Origin of the sequence: Pseudovibrio sp. Ad5 (assembly GCF_001623095.1) — a bacterium.
GTDB lineage: Bacteria > Pseudomonadota > Alphaproteobacteria > Rhizobiales > Stappiaceae > Pseudovibrio.
On the sequence record NZ_LMCH01000010.1, the window covers coordinates 79,847 to 97,738 of the forward strand.

Consider the following 17,892-nt stretch of genomic DNA (forward strand, 5'->3'; position numbering starts at 1 on the left):
TATGTCATGGCGCCTTGTATGGGATGGTATACACAAAGGTTGGACTATATCTTGGTGTTTTGACCTTTGTATTTTGGTGAGTGACATTCTAGGTTCATCATTAGAGCACATCACGTGCATTCTCACTTACGTGCCGTGCTCTAATTTGTTTGCTTAAGCGAATTCTTATCGCTTGATTGTGAGTAATCAAGCGGAACGCGCTGTAGATTGTTTCGGCGCCTCAGAAAAATAGCTGGTGCCAATTTGGATTTTCGAAGAGGGGAACCCTCTTCCGGGAGGAATAAATGACAGGGTGGGTGCTCTCCATTGATCAGGGGACGACGTCAACGCGTGCGATCGTTTTCAATGACAGTTTTGAAAGTGTGGGTGTCGGGCAACGGGAGTTTCCACAGCACTTTCCGCATGAAGGCTGGGTAGAGCACGATCCTGAAGACCTCTGGTCGACGACTGTTGAGACATGCCGTGAGGCTTTGTCCGGCGCTGACCTTGCTGCAGGGCAGATTATCGGGGTAGGCATTACCAACCAGCGTGAGACAACGCTGATCTGGGACCGCAAGACCGGTGAGCCGGTTTACAATGCGATTGTCTGGCAGGACCGCCGAACCTCCGCCTTCTGCAGCACGCTGAAAGCGGCTGGTCATGAGGAGCTGTTCACCAGCAAGACTGGTTTGCTGCTTGATCCTTATTTCTCCGGCACTAAGGTTGCCTGGATTTTAGACAATGTTGAGGGCGTGCGTGAGCGGGCGGAAGCTGGAGAACTGGCGTTTGGCACAGTGGATACCTGGCTGATCTGGCGTTTGACTGGCGGCACCTCTCACGTGACAGATGCGACCAATGCTTCCCGTACTCTTCTTTATAACATTGGCGAGAACCGCTGGGATGACGAGCTGCTGGCTCTGCTGAACATCCCGAAGAGCCTGCTGCCGGACGTGAAAGACTGTGCGGATGATTTCGGCACAATTACAGCTGATCTGTTTGGTGCCGAGCTGCCGATTTATGGCGTGGCTGGCGACCAGCAGGCGGCAACGGTTGGGCAGGCTTGCTTTAAGCAGGGCATGGTGAAGTCCACTTATGGCACTGGCTGTTTTGCATTGCTGAACACGGGTGAAGAGCTGGTTTATTCCAAAAACCGTTTGCTCTCCACGATCGCGTATCGCCTTAACGGCAAAACGACCTATGCGCTTGAAGGCTCCATTTTTATTGCCGGTGCTGCTGTGCAGTGGCTGCGTGATGGGCTGAAGATTATCGAGACTGCTGCACAGACGCAGTTGATGGCGGAAAATGCGGATCCGGAAAGCCATGTTTATCTGGTTCCGGCGTTTGTTGGTTTGGGTGCTCCTTACTGGGACCCTGAAGCGCGTGCGGCGATTTTTGGTATGACCCGTTCCACTGGTCAGGATGAGATTGCGCGGGCGGCACTGGAAAGCGTTGGCTACCAGACGGTGGATCTGATCAACTCCAAGTCTTCTGACATGGGCTCTCCGCTGAATGGTGATACCGTGCTGCGCGTTGATGGCGGCATGGTTGCTTCTGACTGGACCATGCAGTTCCTTGCGGACATTCTTGGTCGTCCGGTGGATCGCCCTGTTGTTCAGGAAACCACGGCGCTTGGTGTTGCGTGGCTTGCTGGTATGAAGGCGGGGGTGTGGCCGAGCATGGAAGAATTCTCCAAGCGCTGGCATCTGGACCGTCGTTTTGAGCCCAACATGGACGCAGCCGAGCGTGAGAAGCGACTCTCCGGTTGGCATGACGCGGTTTCCCGGACCCGTTCTCAGGCCTCCTGACTTAAGTGATATTAAGCTGCGGGAGGTGCCGGATTGCCGGTTACACACTTTCCGCAGCGTTATTAACTTGCTGAATTTATTGCTTTTCCACTGTGGTACTGGATTTATTTGCTTTCAGATATATCACAGTATTGACCTTTGAGGGATTGAGGGTCATATTGCCTGTAATATATCACAGGTGAGGATAATCAAAATGTGGACTGGTGTTTACCCGGCTGTCACAACAAAGTTTACAGAGAACGATGAGCTTGATTTTGCAGAGATGGAGCGTTGCTTCCAGCTGCAGATGAACGCCGGCTGCGATGGCATTATTGTTTGTGGTTCTCTTGGTGAAGCGATGGCGCTGGAGCCTGAAGAGAAAATCGAAATTCTCAAGCTTGCCAAAAAGATTTGTGGGTCCAAACACGTTATCATGACTGTGTGCGAAAGCTCCACACGCCGCGCGATGAAAGCGGCAGCGGATGCAGCGGCAGCTGGCGCAAATGGTCTGATGGTTCTGCCCGGCGTTCCCTACCGCTCTGCACCGCATGAGACTGTGGCGCACATCAAGGCTGTTACCAAAGCTGGCGGCGTTCCGGTGATGGTTTACAACAACCCGGTTGCTTACGGTGTTGATGTGACATTGGATATGTTCGCTGAGCTGGCAGACGAGCCGCTTATCGTGGCGATGAAAGAGTCCACCGATGACATTCGCCGCGCAACAGAAGTGATCAACCGCTTTGGCGATCGTTTCAAGATGCTGACCGGCGTTGATAACCTTGCGCTTGAAAGCCTGATGATGGGCGTAGATGGCTGGGTTGCTGGTCTTGTTGTGGCTTTCCCACGCGAAACTGTGGCAATCTACAAGCTGGCAAAAGCTGGTCGCTATCAGGAAGCGCTTGAGATTTACCGCTGGTTCCGCCCGCTGCTGGATCTGGATGTCTCCACCAATCTAGTCCAAAATATCAAGTTGGCAGAGATGGTCGCTATCGGCTCTAATGACCGTGTTCGTGCGCCACGTCTGGCTTTGTCCGGTGCGGAGCGTGCGCGTGTCATCAAGGTGGTGGAAGATGCAGTTGCATGCCGCCCGGAACTGCCGGAGCTTAAAGAGCTATGCGACACATCCATGTAATCGGAGCCGGGGTTGTTGGATTGGCAACAGCCCTGCGCCTTCAGCAAGAAGGCTATAAGGTTGCTCTGATTGACCGCAATGGTCCGGGTGAAATGGCCAGCCGTGGCAACGCGGCTGGCATTGCATGGACCGACGTTGCGCCTTTGGCATCCAAGGGCATTTGGCGGAAAATACCCGGTTGGTTGCTAGACCCGCTGGGGCCACTTTCTGTGCGTCCTGCTTATGCACTCAAGATCCTGCCATGGATGCTGCGGTTCTCGCGGGCATCGCTTCCTGACAAACTGAAACACAGCGTTCTTGGCAAAGCTGCGATTAACAAGGCTTCGCTGCCTGCATGGGAACGGCTGTGGCAATCCTCAGGCACGCGGCATCATGTGTTTATGAAGGGCTGTCTTGAGGTTTATACCGAGCACAGTCAGATTGAGGGTGTTCGCAAGGGCTGGCAGGAGCAACGTGAGCATGGCATCGAGGTTGAAGAGCTCAATGGCAACCAGATCCGTGAGTTAGAACCTGATTTTTCTGAGAATGTTGTTGGCGGAGCACTGGTGCCGGGATGGATGAGTGTTGATGATCCGCATGCCCTGTGCCTGAGCCTTGCAGAGGCTTTTGAGCGCAACGGTGGCAAGATCCTCAAGAAATCGGTTTCCCATGTTCAGCCGCAGGGCGATCACATTGTTCTGCATCTGGAAGCTGAAGAGCAAATCCTCAGCGATCATGCGGTGATTGCTTGTGGTGCGTGGTCCAAGACGCTGGCGGCTCAGTTGGGAGACAAGGTGCCGCTGGAAACGGAGCGCGGATACAACACCACGTTTTCCGAGCCGAATGTTGCTTTGAAGCATGCTGTTATGGTGCCAGGACTTGGCTTTGCAGTGACGCAGCTTTCTCACGGATTGCGGGTTGGTGGTGCTGTTGAGTTTGGCGGGCTGGAGATGGAGGCCAACTGGAAGCGGGCTGACGCGATGGCCGAGAAGGCATCTCGTTTGTTACCCGGCCTGAACCGTGAAAACGGCATTCGCTGGATGGGACATCGGCCTTCTATGCCGGATACCTTGCCGGTGATCGGGCATTCTAAACAAAGCGACCGCGTGACTTATGCGTTTGGGCATGGTCATCATGGGCTCACACAGGCAGCCATTACGGCTGAGCTGGTCAGTGACCTGATTTGCGGTGAGACACCAAGAATAGATTGCACACTTTACAGTGCTCAACGTTTTTAAGCGCGGTTTTGCCGGGGGAGAGAGAGGGCTCCATCGGTTGACCGCCGGCATCCTGTATTGATGCCATGGAATAAGGGGAGGGGAGCTTGGTCTCCAAGAGTTTTTTCTGTGTTGATGGGCATACCTGCGGTAACCCCGTGCGACTGGTTGCGGGCGGCACGCCAGCCTTGCGCGGCAATGATATGTTGGAGCGGCGGGCAGATTTTCTCAAGCGCTATGACTGGATCAGAACCGGATTGATGTTTGAGCCGCGTGGGCACGACATGATGTCCGGCACCATGCTGTTTGCTCCAACACGGCCTGACTGTGATGTGGCGGTGTTGTTCATCGAGACATCCGGCTGCCTGCCCATGTGCGGGCACGGCACCATCGGCACCGTCACCATGGCGCTGGAAGAAGGGCTTATTGAGCCGCGTGAACCGGGCAAGGTGTATCTGGATACGCCAGCGGGCCTTGTGGTGGCTGAGTACTTTGAGAAAGAGGGATATATAGAGAGCGTTCGCCTGACAAACGTGCCGAGCTATCTGGCGCAAACGGGTCTGCGTGTGGATCTGCCGGGAGTGGGTGAGATCAGCGTTGATGTGGCGTATGGTGGCAACTTCTACGCCATTGTTGAAGAGCAGGAAAACTTTCCGGGTCTTGAGAATGTAGGTGTCTCACAGCTGCTCGACTGGAGCCCACGGTTGCGGGCTGCTTTGAATGAGAAGTACTGCGTGACGCATGCCGAAGATGAGCGTATTCACGGTATCAGCCACATTCAATGGACTGGCAAGCCAACCTCTGATGCTGCTGATCGGCGCAATGCGGTGTTTTATGGCGATAAGGCACTGGACCGTAGCCCGTGCGGGACCGGCACATCTGCCCGCCTTGCGCACCTTTACGCCAAAGGCGAGCTAAAGGTTGGCGACACCATGCGCCATGAATCCATCATCGGCTCTGTGTTTGTGGGCGGTGTGAAGGAAGCAACCAAAGTGGGTGGTCATGACGGCATCATACCAACCATTGAAGGCTGGGCCCGCAAAACCGGCTACAATACCCTCTTCCTCGATGACCGCGACCCCTACATGACCGGCTTCCAACTGGCAGCCGACGGTGTGAAGCACTTTCCGGAGAAGGGAACTTACGGAAAGTGATTGTGAATGGTAGGCAAGAGTGAGTTTCTTGCTTTGGCAAGCACTCTTACCTTTCCAAACATTAGAGCACGTCGCGTTCATTAGCATTCACGCATCGTGCTCTGACATCTTTGGTGGAGCGAATTCTTCTCGTTTGGTTGAATCCAATCAAACGGAACGCGCTCTAGCTGTCAGATGTCGTTCCAGCGACCCAGAATTCGTTGCGGCGGGTGGTGATGCGTTGGGCTATGAAGTCAACGAAGAGGCGGACGCGGGCGGTGTTGCGGAGGTCTCGGTGGAGGAGGAGCCAGATGCTGCGGTAGGGCATTGGTTTTTGGAAGGGCGCGCGGATGAGTAAGGGATGCCTGTCGCCCAAATTGCATGCAAGGTAAGCCATGCCTAAGCCTGCGGCGGCCAGAGAAATGAGCGGCACCAGTTCTGAGACCCTGTGCTTCAGGAGCGCTTTTGGGTAGCAGCCACTTTTAATCCACGGAGCCGTTGTCTCGCCTTCCGCCTCATGCCAGCCGATGAAGCTCAGGCCTTCGCCGCTGTTGTCTTTGATCTTTTCAACGTATTCCCGTGTGCAATATGCTGCTTGTGACATCTGCACGAGCTTCCGGCCTACAACGTCTTGTGTCACCTCGTCAGCGATGCGAAAGCCAACGTCTGCTTCTCGTCTGGTTAGGTCAGCGACATTGTTTGTAAAATTCAGGTTCAGCTCGATTTCCGGATACTTTTCTGCAAACAAGACCAGATCATCCATGATGGACGTCATGGCCAGACCATGGGGCATGGTGACATAGATGGTGCCGTGCGGCTCTGCATCTCGCCCGACGATGATGCGTGAGGCTGCCGTCATCTCGTCTTCAACCCGCTCTGCGTAGGGAAAAAGCGCTTCGCCCAGTTCTGTTAAAACAAGTCCTGTCTTGGAGCGGTCAAACAAGCGGCTGCCAACACGTTCTTCCAAAACTTCCAGCCGTCGGGCAAGGGTTGTGTGGTTGACGCGGATCAGGTTTGCGCCGCCTCTCAGTGTTCCGCTGCGGGCCACGGCCAGAAAGTACTTTAGATCATCCCAGTTCAGAGCGTAGTTTTCTTGCATGATCAGGCCTATATCCAGTGGTTCAAATTTGGAACATAACGTCCATTTTTTCCTATCTACACTTCAAAATTCAACCAGCGTACGTTTCCTTCATCGAACATACTTCAATAGGAAACGCAGCAATGTCTCCGATCAGATCTGTTTTGATTACCGGTGCGAATGCAGGGTTAGGCCGTGAGGCGGCACGACAACTTGCAAAGACCAGCAGTATTGAGAGGATTTACCTCGCCTGTCGTAATGAAGCCAAAGCTTTGGCAGCAAAAGCTGCGCTTGAAGCTGAGGCCAAACGCGCAATTTTTGAAATTATCCTGATGGACGTGATGGACCCGGAGTCTGTGCGTCAGGCCATTAGCCAGATGGCGGCACCGGTGGATGCTCTCATTCTCAATGCAGGTGGGGTGGGTGGCCGGTCGCCCAATGGCATGACTGCACATGGTGTAACAAACATTTATGCCGTGAACCTGCTGGGTCATGTGGTGTTGGTGGACGAGATGCTTGAGCGTCAACTGATCACCTCCACCGTGCTTTATGCAGGTTCTGAGGCTGCGCGTGGCATTCCTAAGATGGGTGTTGCCCGCCCTGTGCTGAAAGAAGCGTCCGTGGATGAGTTCCGCGCTATGGCGGATGGGCGCACGTTTACTAAAAAGAGTGATCCAATGGATGCCTATGCGAGCGTGAAGCTTATTGGCGCTCTGTGGATGTCTTCCATGGCTCGTCAGCACCCGCATATTCGCTTTGTGACCATGAGCCCAGGCGGTACCACTGGCACCAACGGGTTTGATGATATGCCCTTCGTTAAGAGGCTTTTGTTCAAGCATGTGGGCGGCGTTCTGATGCCTTTATTGGGCATGATGCATGGCGTTGAAGATGGTGCGAAGCGCTATGTGGACGGTATTCTGGACCCGAAGTTCAGGAGCGGTGTTTTCTACGCCAGTGCTGGCGAAGGTGCTATCGGCAAGCTGACTGATCAGGCCACTCTCTTTTCTGCTCTCAACAATCACAGTTTTCAGGACAACGCCAATCAGGCTGTCCATCAACTCATCTAATTCCCTAAAGTAGTTCGCATTTAAGCTGAAACACCTGAACTGCTTTAGTCTTTGTTTTTGCGTATCTTTATCCGAAAACCGGTTTCCACTTTTCGGAGACACGCTGTAGTTATTTAATCTGGAGAGAACCTATGGATCTTATCTATCTCATTATGGTTGGCGCCCCGACACTTATGCTTCTCGGTCTGGGGACCGTCTCAATGTTTGCTCCGTCCCGCATGACGAAGAACTTTGCGCTTGAGCCGGTTGGTGTTGCGGGTCTGAGCACGATCCGATCTGTGATTGGTGGGCTGTTCTTATCAAGTGTTGCGCTTTTGATTATTGGGTTTGTGACGGCGCAGCCGCAAGCCTATGTCGTTGTTGCCATTTTGCTGGGTGTTGTTGCGCTGGGCCGTGTTGTCGGCTTGCTGGCAGATGGATTTGTAAAAGAAGTTGTTCCGCCGCTTATTGTTGAGCTCGTTCTTATCGCAGCCTTGCTTGGTGCTTTCTTACGGCCTTTCTAAGAGGATCAATGCTCCTTTAAGGGCTTGGAGTTTTAGGCGGTGGGGAACCAGAGTTCTCCGCCGTTTTGCTTTTTCTAATGGGTCGATAAGCTAGCGTGACCTGATCTTCAACCAGCGGAAGGCTTGGTCAAGGTAAGCAGCACCGTCAGTGGTTACAGGATCACCGTGTGCGACTACGACCGCTTTTGTCGGCCAGCCGAGAATTTTTTTGAGTGCTTTTCGGGCTGTTGTCTTATCGCGGAAGGCGAGGCGGAACTTGCGTGGCACACTTGGTGTTGGTTCTGTCATCAAATCGAGCCGTGCAACGAGGGCCCGCCATCCTCTGAACCATCCTTTAGGAAACTGCTGCAACAGGTCTGTAAACAGCGTGGTTCTACTGGCTTTGTGAAAGAACACCACCTCTGTTGTAATGGAATTGCCACCCACGACAGACTGGGTAATCTCTGTTTGCCAATCAGCCTGCGGCGTGTTGCTCAGGGTAGAGCTGAAGGACAGATCTGGTCTCTTTTCAGCCAGACCAGGGGCGGCATGGAGTTGGGCCTGAGGATAAGCCGTGGCCCATTCCGCAAGGAAGCTATCATGCCGATGGTTTGGTGCGATGATGTGGCGAACGGGGCCGAGCGCATCTATTTGGTCTCTCAACTTGTCTGACAAAGCTATGGGCGACCAGATGAAGAGCCCGCCATTTTGCAGGCGGATGACCGCCATGCGGGTTGAGTAACGAAAGCCAAGTGCGGCTGTGATGACTGGTCCACTTGCCAACCAAATTTCCGGAGCGAATGAGTAAAGCGTTGACATGACGTTCCCCATTGTGGAAGTCAGGCGCGTGGTATTTTGTGCCTTATGGTCATAATTCTAGAATATCCTGGGATGTGACGAAACCATCTGTTTTGCCAAGAGTGGAGGACAAAAGTGGGATGAATGCCAGCTTGATGAAGGGAATTCATGCTCTTTTGCGAAATTGAATAAAGTATAGGGGTAATAACCTATAATATATCCACAGTCACAAATACGCGGTTTGATAGCAAAACGTTTACATATATCTCGTGATAAACTAAGCGGTGGCCTATAAGACTTCCTGTCTTATTAAGACCTGCCGAGTATGCCTCGTATACATCGCACAGATTTTGCGACCAGAACTCTCTGATTTACTTCTCGAAGGACTCTAAGACGATGTCTTGGGAAATGCTTTTCACCTTCTTCGTATTGTTTGCAGCTGTCATTCTGTTTGTCTCCGACAAGCTGAGGCTGGACCTTGTTGCAATCATGGTGATGTTGGCGCTTGGGCTGTCTGGTATTCTGACGCCTGCTGAAATGCTTTCGGGTTTCGGGTCCACCGTTGTTATTCTGATTGCCGGACTGTTTATTGTTGGTGAGGCGCTGGCTCAAACCGGGATTTCTTATGCGGTGGGAGACAAGATCGTTCAGATTGCAGAGGATCAGGAGTGGAAGCTGATCGTGCTGCTGATGCTGACGGTTGCGGCGCTGGCGTCTGTTATGAGTGTGACCGGGGCGGGGGCGATCTTTATTCCGGTTGCTATCCGCCTTGCGAGCCGCTCCAACCTTTCTCCTTCGCGGCTGCTAATGCCACTTGCTTATGGGGCGCTGATTGGCGGGATGCTGACGCTGATCGGGACGCCGCCCAACCTGATTGCCAATGCTCAGTTGCAAAATGCTGGCATGGAGCCATTCAATTTCTTCATCTTCACGCCGATCGGGCTCGTTATTCTCATTGTGGCTGTGATTTACATGCTGGTCTATGGCCGCCTGTTTTTGCGCGGTCAGCAGCGGCCTCAAGGAGCGACGGAGCAGGGGCGCCGGACGCTGCAGGGGTTTTTGGAAGCCTACGATATTGAAGACAAGATTGTCCGCTTGCGGGTCCGTGAGGATTCTGAGCTGGTTGGGCAGACTGTTGTGAGCGCGAAGCTGCGGCGGCGGATTGGGCTTACACTGTTTGGGTTGGAGTATACCTCCACCACGACCAAGCGGCTGAAGGTGACATCGACCCAGACAAACCGTGCCTTCAAGGCTGGTGATATTGTGTTTGGGGTGATGCAGGAGCCTATCAGCGGGGATGTGTTTGCCTGCATCGGGCTGGAGCTGTTGCCGATGGGCGAGGAGGGGCATCACCTTTCTGCTCGTGAGCTTGGCATGGCAGATTTGATTGTGGCGCCGGATTCCAAGCTGATCGGCAGAAAGATCAGTGGTGCCGGATTTCGGACCAACCACAACCTGAGCGTTGTGGGGCTCATCCGTAAGGGGGAGACACTGCACGGGAACTTTGGGAACATCGAGCTGAAGTTTGGGGACCAGTTGCTTGTGGTTGGGGACTGGGAGAACATCAGCAAACTGCAGGCGGCGCGGGAGAGTTTTCTTCTGCTGGCGTTTCCGGAGGAGATCAAGAACTATCTGCCCCGGCGCAAGCTGGCGCCTGTCGCGCTTGGTATTCTGGCGCTTATGCTGACGCTCATCATTTTCCGCGTGGTGCCCAGTGTGACGGCGGTGGTGCTGGCGGCGACGGCTATGGTGTGTGCGGGGTGTGTTTCGGTCAATCGGGCTTACACCTCCATCAACTGGCCCAGTCTGATTTTGATTGCGGGGATGATGCCCATGGCCACCGCATTGGAAAAGACGGGTGGGCTGCTGTTGATTGTGGATCAGATCGTTGGGCTTTATGGCGATAGTCCGCCTTATGTGATGCTGATGTCGTTGTTTTTGCTCACCTCTGTTTTCAGCCAGTTTACGTCGAACACGGCGACGGCGGTGCTTATTGCGCCTGTGGCGTTTGAGGTGGCTGTGATTATGGGTGTGCGGCCTGAGCCGTTTTTGATGAGCGTTGCGATTGCGGCTTCGACGGCGTTTTGTACGCCTGTGGCCTCGCCCATCAATACGCTGGTGATGGGGCCGGGGAACTACCGGTTCAAGGATTACGTGGTGATTGGCGTGCCGCTGCAGATCATGGCGCTGGCGATTGCCACCCTGCTCATTCCGGTGTTTTTGCCGTTCTAGCTGAGGTTCAGGATCCAGTCTTCGTATTGTCGGCCTTGCTTGATTTCTCCCTGAGCGGCTGCGGTGATCTCAAAGGATTTTGAGCGCACCTGGCGAGGGGAGAAGCCGAAGTATTGTTTGAACATGCGGCTGAAGCTGCTTTCATTCACGAAGCCAAAGTCCAAGGCGACCTGATAGGTTGCTCTGTAGGCGTTGCGCGGGTCTAGCAGTGCGCGCAAGACGGCCTTCATGCGCCTGTCGCGGATGTATTTGCTGACGCCGCCGAAGGACAGAAACAACTCGTAGAGTTTGCTGCGCGATACGTTTATGGCGCCGCCGAGATAGTCCGGAGACAGGTTGGGGTTGGTCAGGTTTGCCTCGATAATACGGCGGGCGCGGGTCATCAAGGCCAGATTGACACCTTCCTGCCCTGCCTCGCTTTCATGTGGCATTCCATTCAGGCACGCTGCAATCAACCCCATGGTTGCGGGCACGAGTTGCTGGGCTTGCTGCATGTTCAGCTTGCTGGTCTGGGCGCTGACTGACGAGAGGTGTTCGCGCAAAATTACGTTTAGTGGGTGGGCCGCCGGGAGTGTTTTTAAGTTGCTGTCATCCGGGCTGTGCAGCAGGGGCGCAAGCTGCTCGCGTGCAATCAGAATGGAGCGATTGCTGTAACTGCCCGAGATTGAGCCACCTTCCTGTGAGAAATCCAGAAAAATGCAGTCACCCTTGTTGAGGTTGACGCTCTTTGGTCCTGCATAGAATTCGGCGTCGCCCTCATCATGAACCATCAGCAAATAATGATCTACGCCATCTCGTGCCATGGCCGCATTGGTGCGGTTGGCGATATGGGCCTGTGCTGTCACTTGAGAGAGCATGAGGGAATCGAACAGTACAGACTGGATCTCACCGAAGAAATCCAGCTGATCCTCGCCACGGTGTATTTCCGCCTCGCAAAGACAGGCTAAGCTCTCTCGCCAGAACGCAAATCTGTCTTTTCGGCGGATGGAATTTAATGAGAATGAGTTTCTTGGTAGGCCGACGATCGGTTCCGTTTGAATTGCCTCACTCAACGGCCCGCCTCCTGCTGCATGAATGCTTTAGACATGCATACTATGTGATGTATTTGACAAGTACACAACTACAGGCACCTATATAATTTAGTAGATGCTTATGGCGTTCAGGAAGTTTTTGAAGCCTCAGTTATCACGAGCAAAAATGCGTTCCTCAGCCCGCACCCTCATGATAGTTGCGTAGGTTTGCCTCTTACCACCTGCAATCGGTTTTGCATCAGAAACAGGTTTGCTATCTGCACCCTCAATAATTTGGGAATACTGCGATGAGTTGGGGCGCTTTAGAGTTGCGAGACCGACTTCAGCGCACAAGAGCAATATGGTGGTGGGATGTTCTATCTTGGGTTTAAAGGCAGATTGAGCAGAGGGAAGTTTTGGTTGTTTAACCTGTTCTGGATTGGCCTGTTTATGTGTGGTTTGGTGTTCATGATTGAAGTGTTCCCGATCGCTTCTCACCCCGTCCCAAGGACCCTGGCAGTTCTCATGTCCATTGCCCTTTACTATATCCAGTTTTCACTGATGATCAGGCGCTTGCACGACATGGGAAAATCCGGCTGGTGGTTTGTTTTCTATTTCCTTGTTCCGTCCATCTACTTCGCCATCCTCCCGTCAATCCTGGAATATGGTGCCTCACTTGTCGTCAGTCTTGTGTTTGCATTCGTGGCAATGGGCGGACTGGCGAACGTTGGTTTTGCAGCGGGGACTAAGGGACCGAACAAGTATGATGTGGAGCCGGTCCCTGTCGCTGCGTGAGCTAAGGTTTTGTAGCTTAGGTGTAGAGGTGTGCTTATCCGAAAACTGGTTTCTGCTTTTCGGAGATACGCTGTAGGTGAAATTTTGTGCTCGTCGTAACTTGGATTTGTCATGGGTTTATTGAGCCCAATTTACCGGATTTCAGCAGAGCGGCGAATGTCCGGTTTAGGGAAGTTCATTGTATAATAACGAAGACAAACTGCTTGTATCTCCGATGCGGGCATCAGCGATCTTTCCAAGATAGTTGGCCAAAAGGTCAAATACTGTTCTGATCCGTGGGCTTGTTTGAAGTTCTCTGTGAGTAACCAGCCAGATAGGGAACTCCATAGAGGGCAGGTCTACGAGTACTTTTTCGACAGAAGTTTCAACTTCTCCTAAGACCTCGGGAAGCATTGAAATCCCATGACCAGACTTCACCATTTCCCAAGTGACCATACTCGAACACGGCTGCATCACGAAGTTTGCGGATCGGAGGGAGATTCCCATGTTGTTCATCGGCGCAATCAGACGTTCAGGATCGGGGATGCCCACAAAATCATGGTCTGCCACATCTTCTTTTGTGCGTGGTCGACCAACTCGTGTCAGATAGTCGCTTGAAGCATATAAGTTGGCTCTCAAGTCTCCAACATGGGTTGCTATCAGATCACTTTGATCTGGTCGGGCGTGTCGGATCGCGATGTCTGCCTCGCGTAGCATGAGGTCCTGGATTCCACTGGACTCGTTAATGCGGATTGTAATGCCGGGAGCCTGGCTCCGCAGTTTAGACAATATGACGGGCAAGAAGGCTGCTGCCATAAGGTCGGTTGCGGTTAACACGACTTCCCCGGTAATATTTTGCGACTGACGGTCGGCTGCCATCGACAGGAGCGTTGCAGCCTCACCCATGGAGCGTACGTGGGCTAAGAGTTCTTGCCCCGCTGGGGTCAACGTTTGCCCTTTAACAGTGCGGTCAACCAGAGTGACACTGAGTGAAGCTTCGAGAGCGGATATCTGTCTGCTGATTGTTGGCTGTGTCGTATCTAATACGCGAGCCGCAGCACTGAACGACCCTTCTAAGGCGGTAGCGTGAAACGCTCTCACTTGGTTCCAGTCGAATGATACGGCCTGCCAGTTCATCGATTTACGTATACAGAACTAACGTATTTAGTCAATAGAACGACCATTGATGTATGGGTATTATGTATAAGCAAGGGACGACAGGAAGCCTTGGCTTTGTTGCTGCCGATTGTGACTATCAAATCCGACCGCGCAACAAGGCATAAATAAGCAACTAGAAAGACCCAGTAGGGCATTGACGTGGAGCTTACAATTGCGACGAAGCGCTGCAAGATCACGTTCAAAATACAGGAAAGACAGAATGAGCAAATTGGAAAAGTTTTGGGATCAATCCGCTAGCAACTATGACAACACAGAAGAGAAATTTGAATTCATTCATAGTCGCAGCCGCGAGAACACAAAAAGACATCTAAAGGATACCGACATTGTGTTGGACTACGGATGTGGAACAGGCACTACCGCCTGCGAGATTTCCAGCTCGGTTCACAGCGTGCGCGCGATTGATATCTCAACCGGGATGATCGAAATCGCAAAGGCAAAGGCCACAACAGGTGGCATTGCCAACGTTGATTTCGAACAAGCTGACATCTTCGATGAAGAGTTCGAGAGTGGTTCTTTCGATGTGGTGTTGGCATTCAACATGCTGCACACAGTGCCTGATCCGGAAAGTGTTGTGCAAAGAACGATTGAACTGCTGAAGCCTGGCGGGTTGTTTATTTCTGTAACACCTTGCTTGGGTGGCAAAAAGTCAGCCTTGGTTACACTGCAAATTCTGTTGGTCAAAGCGTTGTTAAGGGTTGGGGTTATTCCCGTGCCCATTCGACAACTCAAGAGTGCAGACTTGGACGATCTGTTGGATGATGAAAGGTTGCAGGTCATTGAGACCGAGGATATTTTCAAGGGTGCATCGAGCTATTTTGTGGTTACAAAGAAGGTATCCTAGTCACGCGCCTGACACACAAACGCAGTATCCGCCTTTCTGTTGGAAGTTGCCCTTAGTATTAATATCGCTCGCGAGCTGCGTTCTCTATAGTTGTCATGTTTCGCCTCACAGCGAACTAAGCGGTCGTTCGAGCAGTTGCAGCGAAGATCTACTTCGTCCGTATCGAGTATATGGATGGTGCTTGAATGGAGTGCTATCCATACCTCACGACTGTTGGAAGAGTATACAATTAAAAAAATGCAAATACATAAAGCCGATGAGTTTTCTGCACTGAAGCGACTGTCAGTAATTGATCAGAGCAACGTGCTTCTATTGTGAGGAACTTAAGTTTCGTATGCTCCTATAACAACGGCGTGACAGAAACTGCCCCCAAACCCAGCCTTTTAATCTCCCACCTTACTGTAATGTAATGCCTTCCTGTTAGACATGGGCGCGATTGCTCCTGTTGGTGTCTAAAAGGAACCCCTGCTGATGATCGATATGATTATCGTGGCTGGCTATTTGGCTGGCATACTTGTGGTGGGGTTGTGGGGTGGTCGGATTCAGCGGGGGCTGAAGGATTATGCGACGGCGGGGCGTGAGTTTGGGTCTCTTGTTATCTTCGCCACCATGTCTGCCTCTTTTATCGGCGGGGGCTTTTCTACCGGCAATGCGGAGAAGGTGTTTTTATATGGCGTTGCCAACATTGTGGCGCTGTGGGGCTTCAGCTGTAAAGAGATTGCGGTTGCCACGCTGATTGCGCCCAAGATGAAGGCATTTCCTGATGCGGTGTCTGTTGGTGATGTTATGGGCAAGGCCTATGGCAAGCTGGCCAGACTGACCACGGGTGTCTGCGGTTTGTTGTTGTGCTGCGGTATTGTGGGCGCGCAGGTTGGGGCGATTGGCGTCATCTTCAACGTGTTTTTTGGGCTGGACCGGTTTTGGGGCATCGGGATCGGCTGCGGCATTGTTATTCTTTATACGACACTGGGCGGTATGCGGGCGGTGGTTTATACCGATGTGGTGCAGTTCGTTATTCTTGCGATTGGCATGCCGCTGGTGCTGGGCTTCGGCATTTATCAGATTGGCGGCGTTGATGCGTTGTTTGCGGCGGTGCCGCCAGATCATCTAAGTTTGCCCGGGCCGGACTTTGGCTGGATGGGGCTGATTGGGCTTATTCTTGTCTTTATGTTTGGGGAGACTTTGGTGCCTCCTTATATGCAGCGCTTGCTGGCGGGGAAGACCGCGTCTGCCGCGGCGCGTGGTACACTCTATTCCGGGCTGTTCTCTTTTCTCTTCTTTGCAATCACCGGAGCCATTGGTTTGGTGGCCTTTGCGCTGGACCCGGACCTGAACCCTAATAATGCCATGGCCTTTGTGATTGTGAGCGTTATGCCGCCAGTGCTGAAGGGCCTGGTGTTTTCCGGTGTGATTGCGATTGTGATGTCCTCTGCGGATTCCTATCTCAACTCCGCCAGTATTGCGTTTGTGAATGATGTGTTGCGGCCTTTGCGGCGCAAAGAGATGCGGGAAGAGGACCTGCTGTTCATCGCCAAGCTGGTGACGCTGGTTGTGGGGCTGCTTTCTATTGTGTTTGCCGTCTCTATAGAGAGCATTCTGGATATTCTGATTTACGCCTACAATTACTGGGCGCCGATTGTGCTGGTGCCGCTGGTTGCGGCGATCTATGGCGCTCGTCGTGGAACCCCTGCGTTTTTGGCCGGGGCGGTGACGGGTGTTGTTGCGACGGTGTTGTGGCAAAGCGGGCTCGACTCGCCTTTTGATCTGCCCGGACTGGTGATTGGTGTGCTTGCCAATCTGGTTGTGTTCCTCTCCATGCCGAAATCTTCCATCTATATGCATGAGTGAGTGAGAGCGGCTGGTTTGCTCAAGACATTTTGATGTTTTGTGGGTTGCGGGGTGAGGTTGGTGCGCTAGCCTTTCAGCTAACCTGGAGCTTGATGCGTCCCTTTACGGTCACGCATCGTGCTCTCACATATTTGGTGGAGCGGTTTTATTGGGTTTGATTGCATAGGATCAAACGGATCACGCTCTTATGGAGGCTTTTATGCGTGCTTTTGTTTCTGGACTATTCCTCAGTTTGCTGGTGACACCGGTTTTGGCGGGGGAGGCTGATGTGGTCAACGTGAATGTGACCCCGCAGGCGGAAGGCTCCTATCGGTTTGAGGTGAGTGTGCGCCACAGCGATGAAGGGTGGGACCATTATGCCGACGCGTGGGAGGTGCTTTCTGAAGACGGTAAGGTGCTGGCCGTGCGGGTGCTGGCTCATCCGCATGTGGAGGAGCAGCCGTTCACGCGGTCTTTAAGCGGTGTGCAGATTCCGGAAGGAATGTCTCGGGTGGTTGTCCGTGCCAGAGACAGTGTTCATGGATATGGCGGTGAGACGGTAACCGTGGACCTGCCGGGGCGGTGAGGCTGGTTCTGCCGGGACAGGTTGTCATGGTTTGCGGTAGGATTTGGTGAGGCGGGCATAAGTCGGGTTTGGGCTGGGTGGCTCGGGCCTGACGGTGAGGGGCATAAGTATGGCTCGGTTGGAGCTGCGGGCGCAGGCGGCTGGATCGGGCTTTCGCCGTGTTTGCCGACATAGGAACGCAAGATCGCGCGTCTCACACCGAAATAACGCAGACTAACGCATAAGAACGCAAACCCGGTGAAGGGCGGTTTGCAGCGGTTGAGCGACTCGCTGAAGTATCAGAGGGACGTTTGCGGTGGTTTGGGTGTGTTGGGGGTGTGAGTTTCGTTTGAAAAAGTTGGATATCCCCGTCTGTGCAAATTTTGGTTTTGTTAATTTTTGGTGTTTTGGCTGGTTGTTATTGGCTTGTTTCTGGGGTTTTTGGGTGTCTGGTGGTGGTATGTGGGTTGATATATGAAGTTATTGAATTGTTTGAATTTTAGTTTTTGCCCGATTGTTTTGTTTTTTTGGAGTTTGCGTGTTGACGGGTCGGTCTGGTATCCCTATAACCCGCTTCACGCCACCGGGGCGGGCCACTGAGGCGCGGTTCTGGAGGCACAAAAACAGAAGGATTTACGGGGTTTTTAAGAGGTCTTGTAAGTCTGGATATTGAGGCGAAAGTCTCTGCTCATTGACAATTGAATACGGAAGAAGAAAGAGAAACGTGGACGGCGGTTATTCGCGAGTGTCTTGGTAACAAGACGCTGTTACGGAATAGCTGACTTAGTTTACGTTTTTCAGAACACCAAAGATTT

General features: G+C 52.7%; 15 protein-coding genes. 11 read left to right on the forward strand and 4 right to left on the reverse strand.

What is annotated here, in order from left to right; all coding sequences use genetic code 11:
- The first annotated feature begins 284 nt into the window (after positions 1-284).
- The 4 genes from glpK to PsAD5_RS06960 all read left to right on the forward strand — a co-directional run bounded on the left by glpK (position 285) and on the right by PsAD5_RS06960 (position 5,245).
- A complete protein-coding gene (gene glpK / locus PsAD5_RS06945) occupies positions 285-1,784 on the forward strand; it encodes a glycerol kinase GlpK (protein WP_063291555.1) in 1,500 nt (499 codons plus the stop codon).
- A gap of 193 nt (positions 1,785-1,977) precedes the next feature.
- Positions 1,978-2,895 carry a dihydrodipicolinate synthase family protein gene (locus PsAD5_RS06950; protein ID WP_063291556.1) on the forward strand — a complete coding sequence of 306 codons (918 nt, stop codon included), beginning with the start codon at positions 1,978-1,980 and terminating at the stop codon, positions 2,893-2,895.
- Positions 2,877-4,112 (forward strand): NAD(P)/FAD-dependent oxidoreductase, encoded by a 1,236-nt coding sequence (locus PsAD5_RS06955; RefSeq protein ID WP_063291557.1) that lies wholly within the window; start codon positions 2,877-2,879, stop codon positions 4,110-4,112. Before PsAD5_RS06950 ends, PsAD5_RS06955 begins: the two co-directional genes overlap by 19 nt.
- A gap of 86 nt (positions 4,113-4,198) precedes the next feature.
- Complete coding sequence (locus PsAD5_RS06960) at positions 4,199-5,245, forward strand: 4-hydroxyproline epimerase (protein WP_063291558.1); 1,047 nt, start codon at positions 4,199-4,201, stop codon at positions 5,243-5,245.
- A 163-nt stretch (positions 5,246-5,408) separates the two neighbouring features.
- Here the strand turns inward: PsAD5_RS06960 and PsAD5_RS06965 are convergent, their stop codons facing one another.
- The gene (locus PsAD5_RS06965; RefSeq protein ID WP_063291559.1) at positions 5,409-6,323 is read right to left on the reverse strand and encodes a LysR family transcriptional regulator; all 915 of its coding nucleotides are present in this window, start codon (positions 6,321-6,323) and stop codon (positions 5,409-5,411) included.
- Between the two features lie 122 nt (positions 6,324-6,445).
- On the opposite strand from PsAD5_RS06965, the gene PsAD5_RS06970 reads away from it, so the two are divergent.
- Positions 6,446-7,369 carry an SDR family NAD(P)-dependent oxidoreductase gene (locus PsAD5_RS06970; protein ID WP_063291560.1) on the forward strand — a complete coding sequence of 308 codons (924 nt, stop codon included), beginning with the start codon at positions 6,446-6,448 and terminating at the stop codon, positions 7,367-7,369.
- Between the two features lie 131 nt (positions 7,370-7,500).
- A complete protein-coding gene (locus PsAD5_RS06975) occupies positions 7,501-7,872 on the forward strand; it encodes a DUF4345 family protein (protein ID WP_057461940.1) in 372 nt (123 codons plus the stop codon).
- Between the two features lie 90 nt (positions 7,873-7,962).
- On the opposite strand, the gene PsAD5_RS06980 is transcribed toward PsAD5_RS06975, so the two are convergent.
- Positions 7,963-8,670 carry a DUF4336 domain-containing protein gene (locus tag PsAD5_RS06980; protein WP_063291561.1) on the reverse strand — a complete coding sequence of 236 codons (708 nt, stop codon included), beginning with the start codon at positions 8,668-8,670 and terminating at the stop codon, positions 7,963-7,965.
- 375 nt (positions 8,671-9,045) lie between these two features.
- On the opposite strand from PsAD5_RS06980, the gene PsAD5_RS06985 reads away from it, so the two are divergent.
- Positions 9,046-10,881, forward strand: coding sequence for an SLC13 family permease (locus tag PsAD5_RS06985; RefSeq protein ID WP_063291562.1), 1,836 nt, complete (start codon positions 9,046-9,048; stop codon positions 10,879-10,881).
- Here the strand turns inward: PsAD5_RS06985 and PsAD5_RS06990 are convergent.
- Positions 10,878-11,933 carry a helix-turn-helix domain-containing protein gene (locus PsAD5_RS06990; protein WP_063291563.1) on the reverse strand — a complete coding sequence of 352 codons (1,056 nt, stop codon included), beginning with the start codon at positions 11,931-11,933 and terminating at the stop codon, positions 10,878-10,880. The two genes, PsAD5_RS06985 and PsAD5_RS06990, sit on opposite strands and share 4 nt — an antisense overlap.
- 330 nt (positions 11,934-12,263) lie before the next feature.
- Between PsAD5_RS06990 and PsAD5_RS06995 the strand changes: the two genes are divergently transcribed.
- Positions 12,264-12,686 carry a DUF805 domain-containing protein gene (locus PsAD5_RS06995; protein ID WP_063291564.1) on the forward strand — a complete coding sequence of 141 codons (423 nt, stop codon included), beginning with the start codon at positions 12,264-12,266 and terminating at the stop codon, positions 12,684-12,686.
- A 165-nt stretch (positions 12,687-12,851) separates the two neighbouring features.
- Here the strand turns inward: PsAD5_RS06995 and PsAD5_RS07000 are convergent, their stop codons facing one another.
- Positions 12,852-13,766 carry a LysR family transcriptional regulator gene (locus PsAD5_RS07000; RefSeq protein ID WP_244272069.1) on the reverse strand — a complete coding sequence of 305 codons (915 nt, stop codon included), beginning with the start codon at positions 13,764-13,766 and terminating at the stop codon, positions 12,852-12,854.
- Between the two features lie 286 nt (positions 13,767-14,052).
- Here PsAD5_RS07000 and PsAD5_RS07005 point away from each other — a divergent pair, with 286 nt between their 5' ends.
- The 3 genes from PsAD5_RS07005 to PsAD5_RS07015 all read left to right on the forward strand — a co-directional run bounded on the left by PsAD5_RS07005 (position 14,053) and on the right by PsAD5_RS07015 (position 17,098).
- Positions 14,053-14,685 carry a class I SAM-dependent methyltransferase gene (locus PsAD5_RS07005; protein WP_206599719.1) on the forward strand — a complete coding sequence of 211 codons (633 nt, stop codon included), beginning with the start codon at positions 14,053-14,055 and terminating at the stop codon, positions 14,683-14,685.
- Between the two features lie 471 nt (positions 14,686-15,156).
- Positions 15,157-16,533, forward strand: coding sequence for a sodium:solute symporter family protein (locus PsAD5_RS07010; RefSeq protein WP_063291567.1), 1,377 nt, complete (start codon positions 15,157-15,159; stop codon positions 16,531-16,533).
- Between the two features lie 199 nt (positions 16,534-16,732).
- On the forward strand, positions 16,733-17,098 hold the full coding sequence (locus tag PsAD5_RS07015) for a hypothetical protein (RefSeq protein WP_063290176.1): 366 nt from the start codon (positions 16,733-16,735) through the stop codon (positions 17,096-17,098).
- Positions 17,099-17,892 lie beyond the last annotated feature (794 nt).

What these genes read in the sequence shown, in the direction of transcription:
- PsAD5_RS06980 (WP_063291561.1), bottom strand. Translation starts at nt 8,670, where the DNA reads ATGTCAACGCTTTACTCATTCGCTCCGGAAATTTGGTTGGCAAGTGGA.
- PsAD5_RS06970 (WP_063291560.1), top strand. Translation starts at nt 6,446, where the DNA reads ATGTCTCCGATCAGATCTGTTTTGATTACCGGTGCGAATGCAGGGTTA.
- PsAD5_RS07010 (WP_063291567.1), top strand. Translation starts at nt 15,157, where the DNA reads ATGATCGATATGATTATCGTGGCTGGCTATTTGGCTGGCATACTTGTG.
- PsAD5_RS06995 (WP_063291564.1), top strand. Translation starts at nt 12,264, where the DNA reads ATGTTCTATCTTGGGTTTAAAGGCAGATTGAGCAGAGGGAAGTTTTGG.
- PsAD5_RS06965 (WP_063291559.1), bottom strand. Translation starts at nt 6,323, where the DNA reads ATGCAAGAAAACTACGCTCTGAACTGGGATGATCTAAAGTACTTTCTG.
- PsAD5_RS06955 (WP_063291557.1), top strand. Translation starts at nt 2,877, where the DNA reads ATGCGACACATCCATGTAATCGGAGCCGGGGTTGTTGGATTGGCAACA.
- PsAD5_RS06975 (WP_057461940.1), top strand. Translation starts at nt 7,501, where the DNA reads ATGGATCTTATCTATCTCATTATGGTTGGCGCCCCGACACTTATGCTT.
- PsAD5_RS06985 (WP_063291562.1), top strand. Translation starts at nt 9,046, where the DNA reads ATGTCTTGGGAAATGCTTTTCACCTTCTTCGTATTGTTTGCAGCTGTC.
- PsAD5_RS07015 (WP_063290176.1), top strand. Translation starts at nt 16,733, where the DNA reads ATGCGTGCTTTTGTTTCTGGACTATTCCTCAGTTTGCTGGTGACACCG.
- glpK (WP_063291555.1), top strand. Translation starts at nt 285, where the DNA reads ATGACAGGGTGGGTGCTCTCCATTGATCAGGGGACGACGTCAACGCGT.
- PsAD5_RS06950 (WP_063291556.1), top strand. Translation starts at nt 1,978, where the DNA reads ATGTGGACTGGTGTTTACCCGGCTGTCACAACAAAGTTTACAGAGAAC.